Source organism: Nostoc sp. DSM 114159 (genome assembly GCF_053470285.1).
The window spans coordinates 7,749,278-7,773,537 of record NZ_JBPFEH010000001.1; the positions used below are offsets into that span (position 1 = coordinate 7,749,278).

The 24,260-nt window shown below is 39.4% G+C and carries 23 protein-coding genes and 1 pseudogene; 17 read left to right on the top strand and 7 right to left on the bottom strand.

What is annotated here, in order from left to right; genetic code table 11:
- Positions 1 to 2: 2 nt before the first annotated feature.
- Positions 3 to 818 (bottom strand): annotated as a pseudogene (locus ACR5KR_RS32605) (IS5 family transposase).
- Between the two features lie 225 nt (positions 819 to 1,043).
- Here ACR5KR_RS32605 and ACR5KR_RS32610 point away from each other — a divergent pair.
- Positions 1,044 to 2,030: a PP2C family serine/threonine-protein phosphatase gene (locus ACR5KR_RS32610; protein WP_448269437.1), complete on the top strand. Its 987-nt coding sequence runs from the start codon at positions 1,044 to 1,046 to the stop codon at positions 2,028 to 2,030.
- 238 nt (positions 2,031 to 2,268) lie between these two features.
- Here ACR5KR_RS32610 and ACR5KR_RS32615 read toward each other — a convergent pair whose 3' ends face one another.
- Positions 2,269 to 2,487 carry a hypothetical protein gene (locus ACR5KR_RS32615; RefSeq protein WP_448269439.1) on the bottom strand — a complete coding sequence of 73 codons (219 nt, stop codon included), beginning with the start codon at positions 2,485 to 2,487 and terminating at the stop codon, positions 2,269 to 2,271.
- A 27-nt stretch (positions 2,488 to 2,514) separates the two neighbouring features.
- A complete protein-coding gene (locus ACR5KR_RS32620) occupies positions 2,515 to 3,339 on the bottom strand; it encodes an Rpn family recombination-promoting nuclease/putative transposase (RefSeq protein ID WP_448269441.1) in 825 nt (274 codons plus the stop codon).
- A gap of 51 nt (positions 3,340 to 3,390) precedes the next feature.
- Between ACR5KR_RS32620 and ACR5KR_RS32625 the strand changes: the two genes are divergently transcribed.
- From ACR5KR_RS32625 to ACR5KR_RS32645, 5 genes are all read left to right on the top strand, one after another.
- On the top strand, positions 3,391 to 3,462 hold the full coding sequence (locus ACR5KR_RS32625) for a tetratricopeptide repeat protein (RefSeq protein WP_448270406.1): 72 nt from the start codon (positions 3,391 to 3,393) through the stop codon (positions 3,460 to 3,462).
- 111 nt (positions 3,463 to 3,573) lie between these two features.
- Positions 3,574 to 5,007 carry a BCD family MFS transporter gene (locus tag ACR5KR_RS32630; RefSeq protein WP_448269443.1) on the top strand — a complete coding sequence of 478 codons (1,434 nt, stop codon included), beginning with the start codon at positions 3,574 to 3,576 and terminating at the stop codon, positions 5,005 to 5,007.
- 182 nt (positions 5,008 to 5,189) lie between these two features.
- Positions 5,190 to 5,996, top strand: a complete 807-nt coding sequence (locus ACR5KR_RS32635) for an inositol monophosphatase family protein (protein ID WP_448269445.1) — start codon at positions 5,190 to 5,192, stop codon at positions 5,994 to 5,996.
- Positions 5,997 to 6,221: 225 nt separating this feature from the next.
- Positions 6,222 to 6,794 (top strand): hypothetical protein, encoded by a 573-nt coding sequence (locus ACR5KR_RS32640; protein ID WP_445629328.1) that lies wholly within the window; start codon positions 6,222 to 6,224, stop codon positions 6,792 to 6,794.
- Positions 6,795 to 6,889: 95 nt separating this feature from the next.
- Positions 6,890 to 7,846, top strand: a complete 957-nt coding sequence (locus ACR5KR_RS32645; RefSeq protein ID WP_448269447.1) for an MDR/zinc-dependent alcohol dehydrogenase-like family protein — start codon at positions 6,890 to 6,892, stop codon at positions 7,844 to 7,846.
- A 53-nt stretch (positions 7,847 to 7,899) separates the two neighbouring features.
- On the opposite strand, the gene ACR5KR_RS32650 is transcribed toward ACR5KR_RS32645, so the two are convergent.
- The 4 genes from ACR5KR_RS32650 to petP form a co-directional block, all read right to left on the bottom strand.
- Positions 7,900 to 8,187, bottom strand: coding sequence for a hypothetical protein (locus ACR5KR_RS32650; RefSeq protein WP_445629330.1), 288 nt, complete (start codon positions 8,185 to 8,187; stop codon positions 7,900 to 7,902).
- Positions 8,188 to 8,265: 78 nt separating this feature from the next.
- On the bottom strand, positions 8,266 to 9,312 hold the full coding sequence (gene chlG / locus ACR5KR_RS32655; protein WP_448269449.1) for a chlorophyll synthase ChlG: 1,047 nt from the start codon (positions 9,310 to 9,312) through the stop codon (positions 8,266 to 8,268).
- 118 nt (positions 9,313 to 9,430) lie between these two features.
- Positions 9,431 to 10,531, bottom strand: coding sequence for a Get3/ArsA fold putative tail anchor-mediating ATPase NosAFP (locus ACR5KR_RS32660; RefSeq protein ID WP_448269451.1), 1,101 nt, complete (start codon positions 10,529 to 10,531; stop codon positions 9,431 to 9,433).
- A gap of 120 nt (positions 10,532 to 10,651) precedes the next feature.
- Positions 10,652 to 10,843, bottom strand: a complete 192-nt coding sequence (gene petP / locus ACR5KR_RS32665) for a cytochrome b6f subunit PetP (protein WP_448269453.1) — start codon at positions 10,841 to 10,843, stop codon at positions 10,652 to 10,654.
- 231 nt (positions 10,844 to 11,074) lie between these two features.
- Between petP and ACR5KR_RS32670 the strand changes: the two genes are divergently transcribed.
- The 11 genes from ACR5KR_RS32670 to ACR5KR_RS32720 all read left to right on the top strand — a co-directional run bounded on the left by ACR5KR_RS32670 (position 11,075) and on the right by ACR5KR_RS32720 (position 24,161).
- Entirely contained in the window at positions 11,075 to 11,935 is an 861-nt protein-coding gene (locus tag ACR5KR_RS32670; RefSeq protein ID WP_448270408.1) for a Uma2 family endonuclease, read from the top strand.
- A 365-nt stretch (positions 11,936 to 12,300) separates the two neighbouring features.
- Entirely contained in the window at positions 12,301 to 13,149 is an 849-nt protein-coding gene (locus ACR5KR_RS32675) for an ABC transporter permease (protein WP_445632255.1), read from the top strand.
- A gap of 172 nt (positions 13,150 to 13,321) precedes the next feature.
- A complete protein-coding gene (locus ACR5KR_RS32680) occupies positions 13,322 to 14,674 on the top strand; it encodes an ABC transporter ATP-binding protein (RefSeq protein ID WP_445629334.1) in 1,353 nt (450 codons plus the stop codon).
- A complete protein-coding gene (locus ACR5KR_RS32685; protein WP_448269455.1) occupies positions 14,662 to 15,171 on the top strand; it encodes an acyltransferase in 510 nt (169 codons plus the stop codon). Before ACR5KR_RS32680 ends, ACR5KR_RS32685 begins: the two co-directional genes overlap by 13 nt.
- Before the next feature lie 35 nt (positions 15,172 to 15,206).
- Complete coding sequence (locus tag ACR5KR_RS32690) at positions 15,207 to 16,922, top strand: methyltransferase domain-containing protein (RefSeq protein ID WP_448269456.1); 1,716 nt, start codon at positions 15,207 to 15,209, stop codon at positions 16,920 to 16,922.
- A gap of 29 nt (positions 16,923 to 16,951) precedes the next feature.
- The gene (locus ACR5KR_RS32695) at positions 16,952 to 18,532 is read left to right on the top strand and encodes a glycosyltransferase family 4 protein (protein ID WP_448269457.1); all 1,581 of its coding nucleotides are present in this window, start codon (positions 16,952 to 16,954) and stop codon (positions 18,530 to 18,532) included.
- 32 nt (positions 18,533 to 18,564) lie between these two features.
- The gene (locus ACR5KR_RS32700; protein ID WP_448269458.1) at positions 18,565 to 19,488 is read left to right on the top strand and encodes a glycosyltransferase family 2 protein; all 924 of its coding nucleotides are present in this window, start codon (positions 18,565 to 18,567) and stop codon (positions 19,486 to 19,488) included.
- Positions 19,485 to 20,660, top strand: a complete 1,176-nt coding sequence (locus ACR5KR_RS32705) for a glycosyltransferase family 4 protein (protein ID WP_448269459.1) — start codon at positions 19,485 to 19,487, stop codon at positions 20,658 to 20,660. Before ACR5KR_RS32700 ends, ACR5KR_RS32705 begins: the two co-directional genes overlap by 4 nt.
- A 266-nt stretch (positions 20,661 to 20,926) precedes the next feature.
- Positions 20,927 to 21,898: a GDP-mannose 4,6-dehydratase gene (locus ACR5KR_RS32710; RefSeq protein ID WP_445629340.1), complete on the top strand. Its 972-nt coding sequence runs from the start codon at positions 20,927 to 20,929 to the stop codon at positions 21,896 to 21,898.
- Positions 21,899 to 21,906: 8 nt separating this feature from the next.
- The gene (locus ACR5KR_RS32715; protein WP_448269461.1) at positions 21,907 to 23,067 is read left to right on the top strand and encodes a glycosyltransferase family 4 protein; all 1,161 of its coding nucleotides are present in this window, start codon (positions 21,907 to 21,909) and stop codon (positions 23,065 to 23,067) included.
- Positions 23,067 to 24,161, top strand: a complete 1,095-nt coding sequence (locus tag ACR5KR_RS32720) for a glycosyltransferase family 4 protein (RefSeq protein ID WP_448269463.1) — start codon at positions 23,067 to 23,069, stop codon at positions 24,159 to 24,161. Before ACR5KR_RS32715 ends, ACR5KR_RS32720 begins: the two co-directional genes overlap by 1 nt.
- Positions 24,162 to 24,260: the final 99 nt, after the last annotated feature.

A 24,260-nucleotide genomic window follows, 5' to 3' on the forward strand; every position in this document is an offset into this window, starting at 1 on the left:
CTTTAGACAACAAGACGACGCAACATAACACGAGTCATAACGGCATATATAGCAGCTTCACTCATTTCGGGAAGACGCTCATAATCCTTACTGAGACGATGATATTGGTTAAACCATCCAAATGTTCTTTCTACTACCCAGCGTTTGGGTAAAACCTCAAATTCTTTTTTTGTACGCTGCATGACCTCAACATGAGCTTGAATCATAAGCCACACGGCTAGGGCAAACTTATCACCGTTATAGCCAGAATCAACCCACATGACCTCGACTTTTTCCAAAACTTCTGGATGTTCTTCTAGCAGTTCCATCAAAGCATAGGCTGCAAGCACTCTTTCTGGAGCGTTTGCTTCACTGACCACAACTTTGAGTAATAGTCCCAGACTATCAACTATAGTTTGGCGTTTACGTCCCTTGACTAGTTTACCGCCATCAAAGCCGTACACTTCCCCCTTTTTTCAGTCGTTTTTACCGACTGAGTGTCTGCTGCGATGCCTACGGCGAGCTTCGCTAACGCAGTTGGTTGTGCTGACTTACCCATTCGTTCCCGAACCTGGTTACGTAGTGTGTGGTTCAATTCTTGCCAAACTCCTTGTTTATGCCATTTCCGGTAGTAACTGTAAACCGTTGAGCTTGGAGGAAAGTCTCGCTCGTTGCATGTCCCATTGACAACCTGTTTTCAAGTGGTAGTAGATGGCGTTGCATACTTCGCGCATATCAGTTGTGCGCGGATGTCCACCGGACTTAGCTGGTGGAATTAAGGGAGCTAGAATAGCCCATTCTGAGTTACTTAGGTCGGTAGAATAAGCCTTTCGAGTCATTGAACGCTACGTAAATGCTCTGTCTCAAAAGTATCTTATCGTTATCATTTCATTTGATTACCCACCTTTAGATTTACTTTATAAATAGCCTCTAAGGAGGTCATACCAGATGAGTGTATAAAATATGCTAAAGATATAAAAAATACAGGTTCTGGCACTGGTAGAAAAAAATCTACCAAAAAAACGTCATCTCCAACTAAATCTTTATCGGCTGAAGCATCTATCTTGCCTGAGCAAGAAGATACTGAACTTATAAATTCTCCTGATTTAAGCACTGAACATTCAGATCCTCAAGGAGTCAGTGAGCAAACAGAGAAAACTATTACACAGGAATACGTTAAGCTTGAAAAAGCTACTTCAGAAACATCTGAACCTGCAAGCATTACGCAAGCATTAGCTAGTTCAGAAGAGTTTATAGATATTCAAGAGAATTTGACAACTTGGAAGAAATGGCGAAGGGTCTTTGATGCTGTTGTTGGAAGTTCGCATTTACGGGTCGATCCTCCTATCCCCTGCCAAGATTCAGCATTATCTGTATTGATTCCAAGACCTGCTATTTTTGTCGCAGATGGTGCTGGAAGCGCAAGATTGTCTCATTTTGGCTCCAGTGCTGTAGTTAGATACTTAAATCGTTTTACAGCATCTATAGAAGATATTAACCAAGAAATATTAGATAAAGATCGACAAGAAGACAGAGAGATTGAAAAAAAATATGCTTATCGTGTTATAAAATATGCCATTGAAATCCTTAAGGAGTTGTCAGAGGAGAGACAAGAATCATTTGATTTGTTTAGATGTACATTGTTAATAACAATAATTGGTATAAATAAATTATTCTGGCTGAAAGTTGGTGATGGTTTTATAGTCGTTGAAAAAGGAGAAAATCTGGAATTGCTTGGGTCTTTAGGTAAAGGTGATTTTGCAAATCAAACTACTTTTTTGACTGAACATCTGACCGATAAGGATATTCACTATGGCTTTATTGATGTTCAGAATGTTACAGGGATAGCTGCTTTTACAGATGGTGCTGGGGAAAAGCTTGTTAGTAACGATGGGTTAAAAATATCAGGAGCTTTGAGTAAATTTTTTCAGGGTATCCGTACTAGGGAGTTTACCCAAACTGATCTCAATCAATTTTTGAGTAATAAAGAGATTTGGCAAAGAACAACTGGTGATGATAAGGGTATTGCGATTTTGTCATCTTTGCTGTAACTCGAAACCCAAAAGTACTATCTATAATTATGCTTCAGGTTTTAGGGCGTTTTTAGGGAAAGTATAGAGGAGCTAGAGTCCCTTGCTACCAAGTCCCAACTCCGATGAAGTCATGAGCATCTTAATCTGTCACATTTTGGTGCGATATCGCTCTGAAAACCATAAAAGGACAATTGAGGATTCTTATTAAACTCTCCTCATTTTGCCAAAATATGACAACAGACATAGAATGCCCATTCTATGTATTTTGCTGTGCGGCAAGCTGAACATCTTCTATATCAACATTGAGGTGTTGAGCAATCTGCTCCATACTCATCCCTGTTTTTAGTAACAGAGGGACGGTAAGTTTCAACATTTCAGTTTTCCGTTCTTCTCGACCTTCTTTTCGACCTTCTTCTCGACCCTCGGCTTTCGCTTCTTGATAAACTCTTGTTTGCTCCAAAGTCAATCCCAGCATAGCTTTAACTTACTCATTCTATGTGGTTTACTGTGCAGCGATCTGGACAGCTTCTATATCAACATTGAGATGTTGAGCAATCTGTTCCACACTCATCCCTGTTTTTAGTAACAGAGGGACGGTAAGTTTCAACATTTCAGCTTCCCGTTCTTCTCGACCTTCTTCTCGACCTTCTTCTCGACCCTCTTCTCGACCCTCGGCTTTCGCTTCCTGATAAACCCTTGTTTGCTCCAAAGTCAATCCCAGCATAGCTTCAACTTCCTCTCTACTCAAGGTCGAAAACTTATAAACGGCGATTGTAGTGATGATGTCTAGTATTTCGTTTTGCGGCAGTGTGTCCGTTTCCTCTAATTTTACCCGCTCAATTAATTGCTTTGCTTGCTCTGCCATCACTTCATCCGATGCTAGAGTCAACTGCATCAAGTTGATACCTATTGGCTGCTGATTAGTCGCGCCTAACTCATCTAAATAGATTCGCTGCACTTGGTCGCTGTTGAGAAATATTCGATGAGTTCTTTGATCGCTTGGTTCCAAAGAGCGTGATGAAAAAATTACCACACAGAACCAGTCATCGTACTGAAAACGATTCCGGTTCAGGTACATCAGCGACTCGGTAAAGAACCGATGGTAAAGAGCTTCATCTCTTTGGAATTGAACCTCAGCAAAAAAGATAACTCTGGATGTTGCATCCTCTGGAGGTAAAAAAACACCATCGATGCGGAAAGCCGTTTCTTTGACTTCAAGTGATTCAAATCGATAGTTTTGTGCTTGAGGAGGAGGGACATCAATCAGTTCAAAGAGTAACCCAGGAAAGCGCTTAAAAATTTGATAGTAAATGGAGTCTCGTTTCACTATTTCATCCTAAAATTCTCTTATTATCCGTAGGCGTAGCCCGTCTTAGACATCGCACATTACGACCAAGCACTAAAAATCAATCCTAACTTGGCTGAAGCCTACGCTAATCGAGGTGTATAATCGCTTGCCAAATCGCAACTTCAACTTTTCGTTCGCTGATTTGGAGTGGGTAGGGTTTATCTTTATTTAAAGAGAGAGATTAAATCCTATAAAGTATACGAAAAAGTAGCTATGGCAAGCGGTGAAGTATTTGATACCAAAACAAAATCCCTATCTGTGCCAAGGGTAAACCTGCTGACTATGTTCCGGCTGGGTTTATTTCAAATGGGGTTGAGCATGATGTCCATTTTGACTCTGGGGGTACTCAACAGAGTCATGATTCAAGAAATAGCAATTCCGGCTACGCTAGTCTCAGTGGTTCTAGCACTGCCTTTATTTGTTGCTCCTTCCCGTGTCTGGTTCGGCCAGATTTCCGATGCCAAGCCGTTATGGGGAAACCACCGCACAGCTTATGTTTGGGTGGGCGCGGCAATATTTGCGATCGCAGCATTTTTAGCTGTACAAGTAATGTGGCAGATGAATCTTGCTGGAAATAGTGCAGGTGCTTGGGTATGGACAACCCAAACAATCGGCTGGACAGCACTTTTGGCTTTAGTTTTCGCTGTATACGGTCTAGGAATTTGTGCTAGCGGTACTGCCTTTGCTGCTTTGTTGGTGGATATATCTGAAGAAGATAACCGTTCTAAAGTAGTCGGTGTGGTTTGGTCGATGTTAATGGTGGGGATTATTGTTGGCGCAATTATTAGTGCTAGTTTGCTCAAGCAGTTAACGCCAGAAGCAACTGTAGAAACCTTGCAGCCAGTAATCAACCGATTGTTTACTATTGTCCCAGCAATTGTATTTGGTTTAGCGATCGCCGCCACATTCGGCGTAGAAAAAAAATACTCTCAATACTCAACCCGTTCCACACTGGTGAACCGAGAAGATAGCATTACTCTAGGCAACGCTTGGAAAATCTTGACAGCTAGCCCACAAACAGGTATATTCTTCACCTTTTTATTGGTGATGACTATCAGTTTGTTTATGCAAGACCCGATTTTGGAACCTTATGCGGGTCAAGTGTTTAAAATGCCCCTAGCGGAAAGTACCAAATTAAATATTTTTTATGGAACAGGTCTATTGATTGCTTACGGCGTTACGGGCTTTTATATTATCCCGCGTTTGGGTAAGCGCAGAACCGCACGTTTCGGCTGTATGTTAGTAGCATTCTGTGCAATATTGTTAGGTATCTCAGGATTCACAGCTAATGCAGCAGTTCTGAAACTAAGTTTGGTCTTGTTCGGTTTAGCCACAGGTTTCTTAACTACAGCCGCAATTAGCTTGATGTTGGATCTCACAGCAGCAGAAGCCGCAGGTACGTTTATTGGGGCATGGGGATTAGCGCAGTCCATCTCTAGAGGAATCGCCGTGGTAATTGGAGGTACAGTTTTGGATATTGGACGCAAGCTGTTACCTAGCGCAGAGTTAGCTTATGGATTGGTATTCGTTTTAGAAGCCGTGGGAATGGTGTTGTCGATTTGGTTTCTGAATCGGGTGAACATCACAGAATTTCAAACAAGTACAAAGCAAGCGATCGCTTCAGTTTTAGAAAGCGATTTAGACTAAACTGTATAGGGCATGGGGCATGGGGCATGGGGCATGGGGCATGGGGCATTGGGCATGGGACAAATGACCAATATTTCGGCTTCTCTACGAGACGCTATGCGTTAGCGGAGCTTTCCATCAGAGCGATACGCTCAGTACAAGTGACAAATGACAAATGACAAATGACAAATGACAATTAACCAATGAATGATTTTTGGACAACAATTCTTGATTTTGCCCAAACCACCACTACCAGAGTGGGCAAACAGCTAATGCAAGATTTTGGGCAAGTACAGGCTGACCAAAAAGCTGATGGTAGCCTGGTGACGCAAGCCGATAAATGGGCAGATCGGGAAATTCGGGATGCGATCGCTTCTAGTTTCCTTGGCTACGGCATTTTGAGCGAAGAGAGCGAACGCTCATTTCCCGATACTGAGTGGTGCTGGGTAATTGACCCTCTAGACGGTACAACCAACTTTACACGCGGTATTCCCATCTGGACAATATCTTTGGGTTTACTGTATCGAGGTACACCCATTTTTGGTTATATTTACGCACCAACCTTGAATCAAGCTTTTCATGGTTTCTGGGCAGGTTCATCTGGTTTAGCAACACCAACAGGAGCATTTCTCAACCACCATCCCATCCACATTAGTATAGATAGTCCTAGCAACAATCACTTTTTTAACCTTTGTTCCCGCAGCACCGCAGTTATCAAAAACGGCTTTCCCTGCAAAATTCGGATGTTGGGTGTAGCTAGCTATAACTTTTTGACAGTTGCTACTGGGGCTACTCTCGGTGGGATTGAGGCGACACCAAAAGTTTGGGACTTAGCGGGAGCTTGGGTAATTGTCCAAGCTGCTGGTGGAGTTTGGGCTTCGCTGAAGTCAGAGCCGTTTCCATTGTTACCGGGAGAAGATTATAGCGATCGCTCTTTTCCCACCCTTGTGGTTAGTCGTCCCGAATTAATTCCGGTATTTCAACCTTTTCTCGAAGCCGTAAAAATTTAATTTGCATTAATTTGCAGCTCGTTAAACTGGAAACAGCGATCTTGTTAACCAGCCTAGTGGAAAATAGCATAACCGATATTAAACTTAACAAAACCCTAGTTAAACAAAGAATTGAGTATAAATAAAGCTAGTAATAATCCCGATTTCAGCGCCAGACCAGTGTAGTTATTAATTCAAGTAGTGTTGTGGCTGTCATCACACTGGTTAATTTAGTATAAAAATTTTATGTTGTCTAATCTAGATTTAATTCGAGAGTTTGTAGAAAACTCTATTCAGAAAAAAGACGTTTTGTTGTCAAATCCTGTTTTGACAGCGCAAACAGTGTTTAAAATCAACCAACTGACAGCAAAATCTGAAGGCGTAATTGCCACTGCTCAACTATCTAACACCCGATCTGAATTCTCGATTTCTCCAAAATCAACCCAGTGGGAATTAATAAATCAGGCATTAGCAGAATATAGTTATATCCTGAAAGGAGAAGTAGATAGTCGGGGTTTCTATCAGTATCAATACTGCGAAGTTCCCAAAGGCTATCAGATGAATTGTACTAAATGTGTAATTCTATGGCGAGCCTGGTGGAAATATTGCAAGCATAGTTCAAGACTAGGGATTCCGTTAGAACTTCTGATTAGAACACGAGATTCATGGTACCCAATTAGAGATTTAATTATCAGTGACGGACTTCTTTATATCAAAACCTTGGGAAGTGAAATTGCACTTGGCTCAGACGATTTAGTTACTTGGTTAAGCAAAGTTGATGTAACCAAAATTAAAGAAATACCTTCTACAGAGACATAGGTGTGGGTATGGGGTTACGGATGTATGCCCCTATATTGGCAAACATTTGTCAAAGTGATATTGACAACATAATTAGGCAAAGGACGTGAAGAGAAATGAAAGGACTTTGGCTCGAAAATAAGCAGTTGCAATTACGCACAGATATTCCGGTTCCTGAGCCGCCACAGGGAGAAGCCTTAGTACGCGTCTTGCGTGCAGGTATCTGTAACACCGATCTGGAACTACTTAGAGGCTACTATCCCTACACTGGGATTTTAGGGCATGAATTTGTCGGCATTGTCGAACAAGGGCCAGAGCACTTAGTTAACCAACGCGTAGTTGGAGAAATCAATGCTGTATGTGGGCATTGTCGGTTTTGTCGTAGCGGACAACCAACTCATTGCGAAAATCGTACTGTTTTGGGTATTGTCAATCGCAACGGTGCCTTTAGTGAATATCTTTGTTTGCCGGTGGAAAACCTGCATTTAGTACCCGATAATGTGCCGACAGAAGTAGCAACATTTACTGAACCTATAGCAGCAGCTTTGGAAATTCAGCAGCAAGTGCCATTGCATCCAAACCATCGGGTGCTAGTAGTTGGGGATGGCAAACTAGGGCAATTAGTAGCTCAGACACTAGCTCTAACTGGCTGTGAACTCGTAGCTGTGGGGCGTCATCGAGAAAAACTGGCTAACTTAGAAGCACGGGGAATAAAAACGAGTCTAGCTGATAATGTTACAGATAGATATTTCGATATCTCAGTAGAATGCACAGGCAATCCAGAAGGATTTGCGATCGCCCGCCGCGCCCTTCGTCCCCGTGGTACGCTTGTACTCAAAAGTACTTATGCTGGCAACCTCAGCCTAGATGTTTCTTCCTTAGTAGTGGATGAAATCACCCTCATCGGCTCCCGTTGTGGCCCCTTTACTCCGGCTCTCCAGCTACTAGCCACAGGAAAAGTTGACGTACAACCCCTGATTCACGCCACCTATCCTCTTATTGAAGGGCTTGCAGCTTTTGAACGCGCTCAGAGTCGGGGTGTTTTAAAGATATTGTTAGAAATTGGGCAATAGTTAGGAGTTAGAAGTTAGGGGTTAGGAGTTAGGAGTTATTCTCTCTCATCGCCTTAATAGAGATAAGGATTTGTTTTCGGTTGATAGTCCAAACAATTGATTGCTTCTTCTGTATTGGCAATAGATGGGCGTACAGTACATTTAAGACGGTAATTGTCGGTAAAGAATTGGCAACCAGTACAGGGGATTTGATGCATTTGCTTGGCTGTAGCCACGCTATCTCGCGCCGCCGTCCACAGACTCAAAACAACGAGAACAGTTACAGTCCAAGCAACGACAAAACAAATCGGGACTAACAAAGGTTGAATCCCATGAATGAGAAAAGATATCAGTTCTAACACAGCATTTCCTGATATAAATTAGCAGCTAGAAGTATATTAACTCCTAACTCCTAATTCATAACTCTACTGAGAAGTATATTAAATACCAGCATGACCCAGCGCTAAACCTGTTACCAGCATTCCCAAAACAAGAAACGGTTGGGCGCTGGCTTGGTACTTAACATCGTTCTTCACAGGGTCGCGTAGAAAATACATATCCTGCAAGGTGATTTGCGGAATGATTAAGAGTACTAGTATTGCTGCATACAAATTTTCGTGGATGCTAACGAGATAAGCTGCAATCAATCCTTGAAATATATCAATTGTCGCTACACAAATCCATGCCGCAGTGGTGATGCCAAACATTACGGGTAGTGAATTTAATCCTAGCTGGCGATCGCCTTCTACACTCTTGAAGTCATTGACAATGGCAATACCCAATCCAGCCAAGCTGTAGAACATTGTCAAGATCACAATTGTGGAATTGAGTTCGCCAAATAAAGCGTGTCCTGTAGACCAAGGTAGAGTAATGTAGCTTGCACCCAAGGCGTAGCTACCTAACCAGCCGTTTTGCTTGAGTTTCAGGGGAGGCGCAGAATAAATATAAGCGATGAAAGAACCGATAATCGCGATCGCTGTAATTGTCGGGAATTCATGACCAGACCAGACATCGAGCGCAAATGCCAAACCATAGCCAGCAATCAGTAATACCCAAATCTGAATAATTACCTGGGGTAAGGGAATTGCTCCAGAGGGAATCGGGCGATAAGGTTCATTGATGGCATCGATTTCGCGATCGTAGTAATCATTAAGGATTTGGGTGTAACCTGTCATCAATGGTCCAGCCAATAACATACAGGCTGCTACCTTCAACACATTTTCCAGCGTCCAAGTATAGTTACCAGAAGAAGCCGCACCACAGACTACACCCCAAATTAGGGGAATCCAGGTGATGGGCTTCATTAGCTGTAAACGAATTTTCCAAATCGAAGTTTCCCCAGACGCTGCACCTTTCATCCCCAACATCTGCCTAGTTTTCGCACTGCGATCGGCAGATGTGAGTGCTTGCTCATTGAAATTATTTGCCACTGAGTCTATTGCTTCAGATGGGTTAGGGTCTGGGGGAATGGGAGTTGATTCTGACATAAGGTTTATTAATGAGTTAGAAGTTAGAAGTTATGAATTGCTAGTTAGGAGTTAGAAGTTATAAATTATTATTCTTATTTCTAACTCCTCATTCTTAACTCCTAACTTTGTTCCTAACTTAAAACGAAATTATCAAATAATTATTCTGAAACTTTGCTCCAGCAACGGGTCTGCCACTCAGGGCTGGGGGTAAGGGAATATTGCGTCGTTGATCTCCTGCTTCTAGAGTGACTTCTGGCCCATATTGGGTGAGCTTGACTTGCTTTTTGTCAAATCCTGGCAAGAATAAGCGTACTTGACGATTGTGGATGTCTATTTCAATAGGTTTGGGAGCCTGTAAAGCTTGTGCTTCAAAGTTGGGTAGAGCCTCTATCAGTGGTTGCCAATCACCCGTGGGCGAGTCGGGAACAACGCTCACAGGTAAGGGTATAAATTCCTCTGACAGATTGACGTTTGTCTTAGGAGACACAAGCAGAACACCACCGACAGTTAAACCAATTTGTTGAGCGCTACCCCATAAATAACGAGCATTTGCTACCTCAATCGGATCTCCTGTAGTCACTAAGAAAGCAGCGAGACGCTTGGGATCGGCCAGAGCGGCTCTCCCCTTTTCTAAGAAATTATTGACTTGGTTAGTGGGCCCTGCAAAGTTATCGGCTGTCCAGTTAATATTGAAAAAACTACTAATCAGCGGTTGAATCAAGGGCGATTCAGTAATCGTCTTCCCCAAATCGGAGTTGACAAATAATTGCCGAAATCGCCGGACATACCAACTCAGAGATTCTGGTAAACCCAACGTTCGCAGCGTTAAAGAGTCGCCCGTGCCATCGTAGACAATCGCATCATATTTGCCACTAGCATCATATTCGCGAATAGCGTTCAGCGCTAGGGCGTTGTCCATCCCCGGCAAGACTACCAGTTCTTGACCAAAAACGTCTTTGAAGATGGGCGTGCGGAGATATTGCGCCTCAAGTTTCTTCACTTCGTCCCAGTTGCGCTCAAGCAGTACAGATGCTTGAAACTGTACCGCCTGTAATTTGGGAGAAATTTCTTGAGGTTCGGCAGCAATGGGAGTACCCAACAGGATTGACAATGTTGGTTCTGCTTGTCCTGCTAGAAGTACGCGCTTGCCTTGACTTGCCAATAATTTGGCGGCGGCGATCGCAATTTTGGTACGAGCGGTGCCGCCTTTGCCCAAAAATGTCAATATTAGAGCCATTAGTTGATTCCTATTTTCACCGCCGATCTTTTCAACTCCAACTTAGCACTCAACATAGACTCTCAACCTGTGCTTTCAACTTCAGAGTCAAAGAAAAACCCGAATCTGAGTTTTTTACTACTACACAGGTTTGATTTCATCTTCAAAAAACCAAGTGGAAGTATTGTCTTCAAACAGCACCACTACACCGATTCCACGACCATCAGTAACTTTGTAGCCTTGGATGATACCCACTTGTCCGAGTTTTTTTACAACTGGGGCAGAAACGCGATCGCGCAAACGAAAGACTTTAACCTTTTGTCCGATTTCCATGCCTGATTACAATTCAGATAAACCAAGTCTCAGTGTAGCGGAATCCGTGACTCTGCTCTCACAAATTCAGGGGAGATGAGGGAGTGAGGGAGAGAATCGTAACTCCTAACTTCTGACCTAAGAATTTAAAATTAACAACAGATGCGATCGCAAGGATTAGTGGTAGTGGAACATTTGCGATCGTTAGAGGTTCATCCAGATAACTTGAGTTCAGCAATCAAGGTAGTAGTTATGTATCAAACAGATCCACCCCGTCCGCCACAAGAAACAATGCCTACGATGTATGATTTACCCAGTGAATTAGTGGGGGAATCAGGTTTGCCAGATGAATTTCACCGGATTCAGGCAGATTTGCTCAGTGAAACTTGTCAGCCTCTTGCTTATCCATCTGAGGAAATTTTACTTGTCAGCGACTTAAATCTTTACTACGATCCTCGCCATCCTTTGTGGTACAAGCGTCCTGATTGGTACATGGTTTTAGGATTACCTAGTGCTAGCCAACAGCAAGACCTGCGTTTAAGTTACGTTATTTGGCAAGAAGGAATCGATCCATTTTTAGTAGTTGAATTACTTTCACCTGGTACAGAACAAGAAGACTTAGGAAAAACACTTCGGGAAGTAAACCGACCCCCAACGAAGTGGGAAGTATATGAACAGATTTTACGGGTTCCCTACTACGTTATCTACGATCGCTATGAAAATAATTTACGTGCCTTTAAGCTCAATGGCACTCGTTACGAAGCAATATCTTTACCAGAGAACCGCTTATGGTTAGAAGAGTTAGAGCTAGGATTAGGTCTTTGGCAAGGTAGTTATCAGCGGACAACAGGTTTGTGGCTGCGTTGGTATAATTCTGCGGGTTGGATGCCGACTCGAAAAGAACAAGCTGAACAGGAACGCCAACGGGCTGAAAAGGAACGCCAACGGGCTGAACAGGAACGCCAACGGGCTGAACAGGAACATCAACGGGCTGAACAGGAACGCCAACGGGCTGAACAGGAACGCCAACGGGCTGAACAGGAACGCCAACGGGCTGAGCGATTAGCAGAGTATTTGCGATCGCAAGGAATCGATCCAGATACCTTGAGTTAAGCAAAAACTCGCATCTTTAACAAAGAATGAGCCTGACAAACAGACGTTATATTTGTGGTAAAAATACAATTGACTATATTTTATTTATTGTATAATCGCCAAGATAATTTGGATACAATTTTCTTGTGATGATATATTTTAAAAGCACTGAAGAGATTTCCAACAAATAAATTATCCAATATGAGGTGGGCATCCTGCCCACGGCTAGCTAAAGGTGGGTGAGACACGCATCTCACAAGAAGTTGTTGGATATTTTTTATGTGTCCCTGTAAAAGGAACTTTCATAAATATAATAGGCTTCAGTGAGAGTAATTAGGTGAGCGGATAGTGAATAGTAAGCGAGGAAGCAGAAATTGTTGCCGACAATGCGGGGAGTTGTACGTAAGGTAGGGAGATGGAGGCGCATCTTACCCATAGATGAACAGTTGTGGGTAAAGTTCGACTTACTAAGAACTCTAGTACGCCGGGATTTAGAGGCGCGTTACAAAGGTTCTGTTTTGGGTAACTTGTGGCCTTTACTAAATCAGTTATCACAATTACTGATTTATACTTATGTGTTTTCTACCGTACTGAAGGTGAAGCTGACTACACTCAAAGGTTTACCAGCAAATGATTTCACCTTTGGTTTGTGGTTATTTGCAGGGTTACTTCCTTGGATTGCTTTTACTGGTGGTTTAATGCAGTCTGCTAATTCGGTACTAGGACAACCGAATTTGGTCAAGAAGGTGGTATTTCCTTTAGCTTTATTACCCCTAGTGCCAATTTTGTCAACATTCATTGAGAGTTCCTTTGGTTTAATGGCATTGATTTTTTTTGTGGCGATCAATGCTCATACTTTACATACTAGCTTGGCGCTATTACCCTTGATCTGGTTAACACAGCTATTGCTAACAGCAGGGTTTGGCTATTTAACAGCCGGACTAACTGTATTTTTGCGAGATATCCCGCAGACTTTAGGAGTAATTTTAAATATTTGGTTTTATATAACACCGCTTGTCTATCCAGTATCAGCAATTCCAGAGGAATGGCGGAGTTTGATATTCTGGTTAAATCCAATGGCAGCGATCGCAGAAGTTTATCGCGACATTGTTTTAATTGGAGAGGTGAAGCATTGGGGTGAATGGGGAGTTGCTGGTGCGATCGCAACAATTATATTTTGTTGTGGTTTTACAGTGTACAAGCATTTGCGTCCAGCCTTTGCAGATGTTTTATAGGCAGCTTTCATTATTAAAGCGCTTTTAAAACACGCAAATGCTAATGTTACCTATATAGTGAATAGATAGCAACCTGATTCAATAAAAAGCCAAAATTTTAATGACGTAAATATTTTTTAATTGATAAAGTTGTAGCGTGTAAAATTCTTTAGTAGTTTAAGTATGCGGTATTATGGGTGAGGAGATTGCAATTTCCCTGAAGAATATCTCAAAGAGCTATAAGCGCTATGCTCGTCCGGTAGATAGACTCAAAGAAATTTTACTACCTGGTAAGAGCCACGCTCAAGAGTTTTGGGCATTAAATAATATTAACTTGGAAATTAATAAAGGAGAGACACTAGGAATTATTGGTCAAAATGGTTCTGGTAAAAGTACATTGCTACAAATTATTGCTGGAACCTTGACACCAACCATAGGAGAGGTATCCGTTCACGGCAGAGTTTCAGCTTTACTAGAACTAGGTAGCGGATTTAATCCTGAATTTACAGGCAGACAAAATGTATTTTTTAATGGACAGATTTTAGGATTAAACCGAGCAGAAATAGAAGCAAAGTTTGACAAAATTGCTTCCTTTGCTGAAATTGGCGATTTCATGGAACAACCAGTCAAAACATACTCTAGCGGTATGTTTGTTCGTTTAGCATTTTCAGTAGCAATTAACGTTAACCCAGAAATTTTAATTGTAGATGAATCTTTAGCAGTAGGTGATGGTATTTTTGTCCATCGTTGTATGGCAAAAATTATAGATTTTCAAGATTCCGGAGGAACAATCTTATTTGTCTCCCATGATGTAGGATCTGTATCACGTCTTTGCTCTAAAGCTATCTGGATTAATCAAGGAATTATTGTAGATACTGGACAACCTGCTGAAGTATGTAAACACTATCAAGCATGGGTGCATGAAGAAGTCAATAAAAGAACTAGCATAAATTTGGATTCAAATAAGAATGAGAATATTCGTGCTAATGAAGAAGAAATTGATTTGACTAAAATCACTATAAAAGAATCAAATCCTTTTACTAAAAAGCCATATATGGCTTTTTATGGATTTGAACGATTTGGTACAGGACGTGCAGAAATTGAGCATATTTCTGTGTTAGATAGTCAGGGTAAACCTATTGAGTTGGTTTATCCAGGAGATGTATTAAAAATTAGAATCACTACATTCAGACACGATAAAGTTAGAAAGCCAAATGTTGGCATAGCGCTACTGGATAGATTGAGAACTGTTTTATCAGGATGGAGTACAGAACTCTTAGATAAAAATTTTGCTAACTACTGGCTATCTAAATCAGAAATAGGAAGAGCAACAGTTGATTTTGAGTTTATTTGGCCTCACTTAGCTGGTGGTAATTATGCCTTAGATATAGCATTTGGAGATGGAACACACGAAAATTTAGAAATGCTGGACTGGATTCAGAATGCCATAGTTATACAAGCAGCAGTAAATGATTTGGTAGAAGGAGTCTTTCAAGTATCTGGCAGAAAGATCGGACTCTATGAGGAATCGCTATGTACACAATAGTTAAAAATTATTTTAAATCTAAGCTCGAAAGCTGGATTAAATTATATTTTGATATTTACCTCAAGCAATCTCTAACCCAAGGCTATTTTGATCAGCGCATCAAAGATGTAAGCTTAAAAGAATACTTGGTTTTTGGCGAACCTCAAAGACTAAAATTGTCAAATACATGCGTTGTAAATAATGCATTATTTAACTTATCTTCGGGAAATATAGTAATTGGAGAATATGTTTTTTTCGGGCACAATGTTAGTGTAATAACTGGAACTCACGACTATAAAAAGTTTGGGCTAGAGAGGATGAACAATTTTCCAACAGAAGGAAATGATATTGTAGTTGAAGAAGGGGCTTGGATCGCAAGTAATGCCACTATAATTGGCCCCTGCAAAATTGGCAAGAATTCTGTTGTAGCGGCAGGTGCTGTTGTTAAATGCGATGTTCCTAGTTATCATGTTGTAGCAGGGATTCCAGCAAAAATCGTCATACAGATAATCCCGTAAAAGGGAAATTTAGATATTACTTAAAAATATAAAAAATGATTGAATCTAACGATCCGGAAATCAAGATTGATGAATTAATACAAAAAATTGTTGAGCAGGTGGGAAAAAGCCAAGTTAACTCTCACTTAGCGAGTTTACAATCTAATCTAGACATATCGAAACTGAAGTTAAGTATTAGTTATATTGAAAGTTTTATTGAAAATGCAGAATCTCGCTCAATTGCCCGTACAAAGTGGCCAGATAAACTTAATCTTTTTCCTTTCAATTTAAGTGGTAAGTTGCAAAAAATTATTCTAAAAATCATGAACTTTCTCTTTAAAGATCAACGAGAAATCAATTTTAGTATAATTAATTCTCTAAAAGAGTCTGTAGCACTTAATCACCAGCTAGTGGAACACATTGCGACTTTAAAAACGCAAGTGGATAACAACATTCAAGGGCTAGATGAGCGCCTGATTGCTATGGATGATCGCTTTCCAGGATTGGATGAGCGCCTGGTTGCTATGAATAACAGCATCCAAGGGCTAGATGAGCGCCTGATTGCTATGGATAATCGTTTTCCAGGATTGGATGAGCGCCTGATTGCTATGGATAATCGTTTTCCAGGATTGGATGAGCGTTTAGTTACTCTGGATAACAGCATCCAACAACTAAATAGGCGCTTGATTGCTGTAGAGAATCGCTTTCAAGGGGTGGACGAGCGCTTAGTTACTCTGGATAACAGTATCCAAAGAATAGATGACAGCATAAATGCTATTCATACTTTAATTACCAACTGGCTAACTGGCATTCAAGAACGTTTGGATAATTTGAATAGTCTACTACAAGAAATAGATGAACATAAAAATATTGTAGATACTCGTATTGAAAAAATGGGTGAGCATTTAATTACAACAGATAACCGTTTAATTACAGCAAATACTCATCTTCAAGAAATAAATGAGCGTTATATCAAAAACGATAGTTACCTCAAAAATGACTTAATGCAGCAAAAACGTTTAATAACGGTATTTTTGGAAGAGGCAAGAAAGCGTTTACCAGAACCTTTTAGTCAAAAGCAATTGCAAACACTTCTCCATGAAGATATGCACTTTTTAGATGCTTTTTATGTTGCATTTGAAGAGCAATTTCGAGGTAGTAGAGAAGAAATTTTAGACAGATTAAAAATTTATTTGCCATTGATTGAGCAAGCAAATATAGGCACACCTGAATCTCCAATTTTAGATGTAGGTTGTGGACGTGGTGAATGGCTGGAGTTACTACAAAAGTCTGGATATACAGCCAAAGGTCTGGATATCAACAAAGTAATGGTAGAACAATCCCGCTCAAGGGGATTTGAGGTGATAGAAGCAGATTTAATGGTTTATGTGCAATCTTTACCAGATAGTAGCTTAGGAATGATCACTGGTTTTCATATTATTGAGCATCTAACTTTTACAAAGTTAATGAAATTTTTCAGTGAAGTAGTCAGGGTACTTAAGCCTGGTGGATTAGCCATTTTTGAAACACCTAACCCTCAAAATGTCTTAGTTGGTAGCTGTAATTTTTATTTTGATCCAACTCATCATAATCCCTTGCCAAGCTCTATGATTAAATTTATTCTTGAAACCCAAGGTCTACACCAAGTAAAAGTCATGGATCTTCACCCTTATCCAGAAAGTTATAAAGTCAGTGGTTCTGAGGTAGCTGAACGATTTAATGACTACTTCTATGGAGCACAAGATTATGCAGTTGTAGGATACAAATTATAGGCTCAAAAGTTGAATATATTAATGACCATATGAGCGAATTACAATCATCTCTAAAAATTGCTATAGATTTAACTCCTCTACGACCTGGTGGTGAAAATGGAGGTGCTAAAGTTTTAGTATTGACACTACTCACACAATTTCAAAAGTTAGCTCCTCATCACTATTTCTTGCTCCTTACAGCTCCTTGGAATCATTTAGAACTAGCCCAATACGAGACTAAAAGGATGGAGCGACTATTAGTTCCTAATTTAATTAATGCACCTAAAAAACAGAAATGGGGGATTTTATCTAGACTGGGAGAAAAAGTATTTAATAAAATTAACTTGAAATTCAATAAGTTTATAGGCTCTAGCTCTCTACTGAAAAAAAATAATATTGATTTATTATTTTGCCCTTTTTCTGCACCAACATATGCCGAAAAAGATATTCCGCTAGTAGCTATTGCTTATGATTTACAGCATTTAGACTATCAATTTTTTTTTACTGCTCAAGAACAGCAACATCGAACCAAATTTATAGTTGAGCTTCTTAATAAGTCTCAAAAAATCATTTGCATTTCAGATTTTACACGCCAATCATTTATCAAGCATTTTAAAACGCCCCCCGATCAACTTGCTGTTGTACCGATTTCTATTCATGAACGCCTAGTTGAATTAAATGAAAGCACTGTTATAGAGCATCTCAGCAGTATAGGTTTAGCAGGACGAAAATATGCATTTTATCCTGCTAACTATTGGCCACACAAAAACCATCGTATACTGTTAACAGCCTATGGAATATATAAAAAACAGTTTCCAAATTCATTTTTAGATTTAGTTTTTACAGGTGCATTAGAACATGAAGAAAATAACTTAAAGGAAGCAGTAGACCTTATGGGTTTGAGCGAAAATATCATATTTTTAGGATTTTTAAATCAAGAGATATTAACAGCTGTTTGGCAAGGTTGTCAATGTTTAATTTTCCCTTCATTATATGAAGGATTTGGGATTCCAACTTTAGAGGCAATGAAATTTGGTAAGCCAGTATTATCTAGTAATGCTGCTAGCTTACCAGAAGTTGGAGGAGATGCCGTTATCTATTTCGATCCTCGAAAACCAGATGAGATAGCATCATGTTTGGCAAAGATTAGCGGTAATCAATTATTAGTTGAACAACTGGTCAAAAAAGGGTTTCAAAGATTAGAGCTATTTGATGGTAAGGAAATGGCTTGCCAGTATTTAAGTATATTTGAAAAAGAGGCTTTAAATCAAAAGACATTAGTTCAAACCATGATTTCTGGCATTTATGATGATGGTTGGTCAGCACCTGAGTTTCATATTTCCATAGAGCCAGGTTTGTCAGGGCGAACTCTAGAGATTTTGTTTGAAACTCCTGAATTTTATCCAACCTCTAAAGCCACGATAAAATTACGCACTAAAAAGAGAAAAGCTTCTTACAATTGCCTTCGGGGCGAATCACAGAAAGTTATTTGGCCACTTTTGCCTACAGGTGAAGTGGTAACAGTGCAAATATCGCCTAGCTTTCAACCTAGTCAACTAAATCTGAACTCGGATCAACGTTGGCTTGGGTTAATGGTGCGCCATTGTCAAGTAAACTTAGTTGATGGGTAATCTAGTTCAATTTTAGCATTAGAGAGTGTGGTGTGAACTTAAAATTTAGCGTTATTACACCTTCTTTTGGTCAGGGTTGTTTTATAGAAAGAACTATACAGAGTGTGCTATCTCAACAATTGGCAGATGCAGAAATGGAGTATGTAATCTGTGATGGTGCTAGTACCGATGGGACTGTAGAAATCTTAAAAAATTATGATAAGTACATAAAGTGGGTTTCAGAACCTGATAAAGGACAAGCAGATGCCGTTAATAAAGGTATCGCTATGACCACAGGTGACATAATTGCTTGGATTAATTCTGATGATATTTACTATCCAGGAACTTTTAAAGCAATTAAAGAAATTTTTGAATCTTATCCCAATGTACAAGCTATATATGGTGATGCCGATCACATTGATGAACAAGACCGAGTTATTGAAGCTTATCCGACTGAGGATTGGAATTATCAACGTTTAATCGAAACTTGTTTTCTCTGCCAACCATCCGTATTTTTCCGCCGTAATTTAGTTAAAAAATATGGCAACTTGAATGATTCTCTCAAGTACTGTATGGACTATGAGTTGTGGCTTCGTTATGCGAAGAATACACCATTTTATTATATACCACGCAAGCTTTCTGGTTCTCGCTTATACAAGACTAATAAAACACTGGGTCAACGGATAGCTGTGCATTATGAAATAAATAATATGATGCATTCCAAATTTGGAAATGTACCAGATAAATGGATTTTTGCTTACGCACACGTAAAGATAGAAGAGACTTGGAAGTTAGACAGAACAAAACCTATTCAAAACATGATTTTTGTGAATGCAGTAATTTTTAATAGCCTGTGGTCATTTTATCATTGGAAAAAATCGATTTCAATCAATGCATCAGTCAAAATGATTTGGTGGTTAATTGCTGCCAATATATTTTTGATTAAAAATTTAGTTGTACTATTGAAAAGGTTATGAAAATCGGTTTTGATATTAGTCAAACTGGAAAATCCAAGGCAGGATGTGGATATTTTGCTGATAGTCTTATAAAACATCTAGTAAATTGCAACAACAATAATGAGTATTTGCTTTACTCAGCATTTGGAAATACTTTTTGGGACCCAGAGCATAGAATTAGCACGTGCCGCTTTAATAAAAGTAATTGTACTCATTTACTAGATAATTTTTCACATCATGAGTCTCTAGCTTTTTGGAGTAGTTCAGCAGCAATTGATGAAGAGAAATTAGGGAATCCAGATATTGTTCACGGGAATAACTTTTCATGTCCTCGTTTTAATTCTGCTCGGTTTGTTTATACTCTATACGATCTGAGTTTCCTCGATCATCCAGAATATACTTCTGAACAAAACCGATGGAATTGTTTTAATGGTGTTTTTAGTGCATCAATGCAAGCCGACTTAATTATTGCTATTTCTGAATATTCTAGACAACGATTTCTGGAAATATTTCCTCACTTTCCAATAGAAAGAACTCGTGTAGTCTATTTAGGAAGTCGTTTTCAGGATGGTGATGAAGAAAAATCGGTTACTGACCTCGAACCCGATCATTTTTGGCTTTCTGTAGGTACTTTAGAACCAAGGAAAAATTTACGCCGTACTTTGTTGGCGTATAAGAAATATATCGATATTTATAACGATCCTAAACCTTTGGTTTTAGCAGGAGGGCAAGGATGGTTAGAAGACGATCTTGAAAGTTTCATTGTTAGTATAGGCTTGACTAAGCATATTCGTAGACTAGGGTATGTGGATGATGATACACTAAACTGGCTATATAAAAATTGTTGGGCATTTGTTTATCCATCAATTTATGAAGGATTTGGATTGCCAGTTTTAGAGGCAATGAATCTTGGCGCAGCTGTTATAACTTCTAATACTACGAGTTTACCTGAAGTTGGCAAAGATGCAGTTTTATATGTAGATCCTACAAATGAAGCTGATATCGTGGCAGGATTTGCAAAACTTCAAGAGGACAAATTGCGTCAGGTGTTGAGGTTTAATAGTCCAAGACAAGCTAATAATTTTTCCTGGTCGAAAGCAGCAAAGCAAGTAACTCAAGCATATATAGATGTTTTAGAACTTCCTAAAAAAACTTCTGAAAAGGAGATTAAAAAACAATTTTTTATGAGCTAAAAATAGGAATTTGACTCTAGCGTAAAAACGCTTAAACTAAATTTATTGTTTATAAAAGCTCATTCTCATTAGATGATTTTTCACTATCGGCAGTAATACAACTTTGACAACTGTTGTGGTCTTACTTGAAATTACAAAAATATCATAAATAGAGTATTTACTGCTTAATTGTAAAATAAAGTTTGTGATTTGAACTAAATAGTTTGCCATCACATATACTGAATAACCTTTTAAATTTTATTTTTTTTAACAATAGGATTATAACTGTGACTAGAAAAGCTCTCATTACCGGCTTAACTGGACAAGATGGCTCTTATCTTGCTGAACTATTACTAAGCAAAGGCTATCAAGTCTTCGGCTTAGTCCGCCGCTCAAGTTCCAGTAATCTTGAGCGCGTCAATCATCTTTCTGGCGATATCCAAATTCTTTCTGGCGATCTTTTAGATCAGTCATCATTAATGGATGTGATTACGGAAGCTCAACCTGACGAAATTTATAATCTCGCCTCTCAAAGCTACGTTCCTCTCTCTTGGACACAACCTGCTCTTACTGCTGAATATACAGCTCTAGGTGTCTCCCGCCTTTTAGAATCTATTCGTCGCTGCAAACCAGATGCTAGATTCTATCAAGCATCTAGTAGTGAAGTTTTTGGTCAACCTGATGAATCGCCTCAAACTGAACGCACCGCCTTTCGTCCGCGCAACCCTTATGGTGTTGCTAAAGCATACGCTCACTGGATGACTGTCAACTATCGGCAGAAATACAACCTTTATAACTGTTGTGGTATTACTTATACTCACGAATCACCTCGACGTGGGACAGAATTTGTATTTCGCAAAATTACGCACGCAGCTGCTCAAATTAAATTAGGTTTAGCAAATGAACTAAAATTAGGCAACCTAGATGCCCGTCGTGATTGGTGCTACGCCAAAGATGCTGTTTATGCTATGTGGTTGATGTTGCAACAAGCACAACCTGATGACTATATCATCGCTAGTGGTGAAACTCACTCTGTCAGAGAACTCGTTGAGTGTGCTTTTAACAGCGTTGGTCTAAACTGGCAAGATTATGTCTCAGTTGACCCTGCTTTTTATCGCTCTGATGAACCTGTGCAGTTAGTTGGTTCGATTAATAAAATTAAGACAAAGTTAGATTGGCAGCCTCAGCATTCTTTTGAGCAATTGGTTGAGTTAATGGTTGATTACGATCTAAAAAAATTGAGCAACGGCGGAGCTTAAATATTCTGATGCTAAAAGTTGTAGTTGATGCCACTCCAGTGGATTCAAAACCCAGTGGTGTTGGTTTTTATATTGCTAATTTAATATGCGCTCTTGATGTATTACAAAAAGAGGAAAATTTTCAGTTAGGAGTAGTCTATCAACCAGGATTAAAAAATTGGCTTCGGGGTAACTTAATTTTTCCTGAATGCTTTAAAAATTCTTCTCAACAGTATCTCTTGCCTTTACCTGTAAGAATCTCAAATTTATTATTAGCTTTAGCTTTTAAACCTAGTTTATCTTACTTGGAAAAATATTTTGGTTTTCCAGATATATTACATGGGACAAATTACTCAGTTTATCCCTGTCAAAATAGTTTAAAGGTAATGAATATATACGATCTGACTTTTATTAAATATCCTAACTATACAGATTCAGTCGTAAAAACATATACAAAAAGAGTAAAGCGATGTTTACAGTGGACAGATTTAGTTTTAACTATTTCAGAAAGCTCTAAAAAAGATATTATTGAATATTTGCAAGTAGACCCAGAAAAAGTCTATGTTACACCTTTAGCTAGTCGCTACTATCCTAATTACTTATCTGAGGAAGTTGCCCAAATTCTAGAAAAACAAACTAATTATGATTTTTGCAAGCCATATCTACTTTTTGTCAGCACAATAGAGCCAAGAAAAAATATTAATAATATAATTACAGCCTTTAACTTTTTAAAAGAAAAATACAAAATTGAACATCAATTAATATTGATTGGTAGGAAAGGATGGAATTACGAACCGATATTTGCAGCTATTGAAAATTCGCCTTGGGCAAACCAAATTCATCATCTTAATTACCTATCTAATGAATTAGTTGCATTATTTTACTCTAAAGCTGATGTCTTCGTTTATCCATCTCATTACGAAGGGTTTGGTTTGCCCGTATTGGAAGCAATGACTTTAGGTGTTCCTGTGATTAGTTCTAATACTTCTTCAATTCCAGAAGTTACAGGAGATGCTGCTATATTAGTTGACCCTAATAACCCTATCGAACTAGGGGAAGCAATACTGAAAGTAATTAGTGATTCTCAGTTCCGCCAAGAATTAATTAATAAAGGGAAAGCCAGAGCAAAATTATTTTCCTGGGAAAGAACGGCAAAAGAAACATTAAACGCTTATAGAACCATTATTTAATGAAAATAGTAGATAATACCTCTGCCAAACAATTAATTATTAACTTATCTATTCTCTTATCTCAACCAACAGGTATAGGCAACTATGCTCAAAACCTTTTTCCTTATTTAAAATCTTTGCAACCCACTCTATTAGTAGCGCAAAAATATCCCGATTTTGACTGCTATCCAATCCCGTCAAATTTAACCCCAGACCACGGTACAAAAGGTCATTTAAACCGCCTTGTCTGGACGCAATTTCAACTACCACAAATATATAAAAACCTTAAATCGAGTCTTTTATTCTCTCCGCTCCCAGAAGCACCCCTTTATAGCAATTGTCGTTTTGTTGTCACATCTTTTGACATGATACCGTTGCGTTTTGCCAAACCATTCTCACCACTCACACCCTACCACCGCTACTACACTCCTCAAGTTCTTAAGCAAGCGCAACACATTATTTCTATCTCTCAGACTACGGCTAAAGACATCACCGATTTTTACGAAATTCCCGCCAGCAAAATTACTGTGATTCCTTTAGCGCACGATCGCACTCACTTCCTTCCTCTCAATCTACCTACCCGCAACTACTTTCTCTATATCGGCCGCCAAGACCCTTACAAAAACATCCAGCGACTCATCAGTGCTTTTGCGGCCTTACCTAACTGCAAAGACTATGAACTATGGTTAGTAGGGCCAATTGATTCGCGTTACACCCCGACTTTAAAAGTGCAAGTTGCAGAATTGGGTGTAACTAATCAGGTAAAGTTCCTTGACTATGTTCCTTACAGCGAATTGCCAAAAATAATTAATCAAGCGATCGCTTTGGTTTTTCCTAGTCTTTGGGAGGGTTTTGGTTTACCTGTTCTCGAAGCAATGGCTTGTGGTACTCCCGTCATTACCTCCAATCTCTCCTCTTTACCAGAAGTGGCTGGCGATGCGGCGATTCTAGTCAATCCCTACAACACCGGAGAAATTACAGAGGCGATGCAGGCGATCGCTACTAATTCAGAATTGCGATCGCGCCTTTCTAGACAAGGTATTACTCACTCTCAACAATTCAGTTGGGAAAAAACAGCAAAAGCAACTGTCGAAGTGTTATCCCGTTACATATAAAAGATAAACTAACGTCAGAATTTAAATGCAATGATTTGGGATTTTGTCAAGTTTTCAGATTATCTTGACTAATGACTTGTAATTAATCCTAAATCCTGA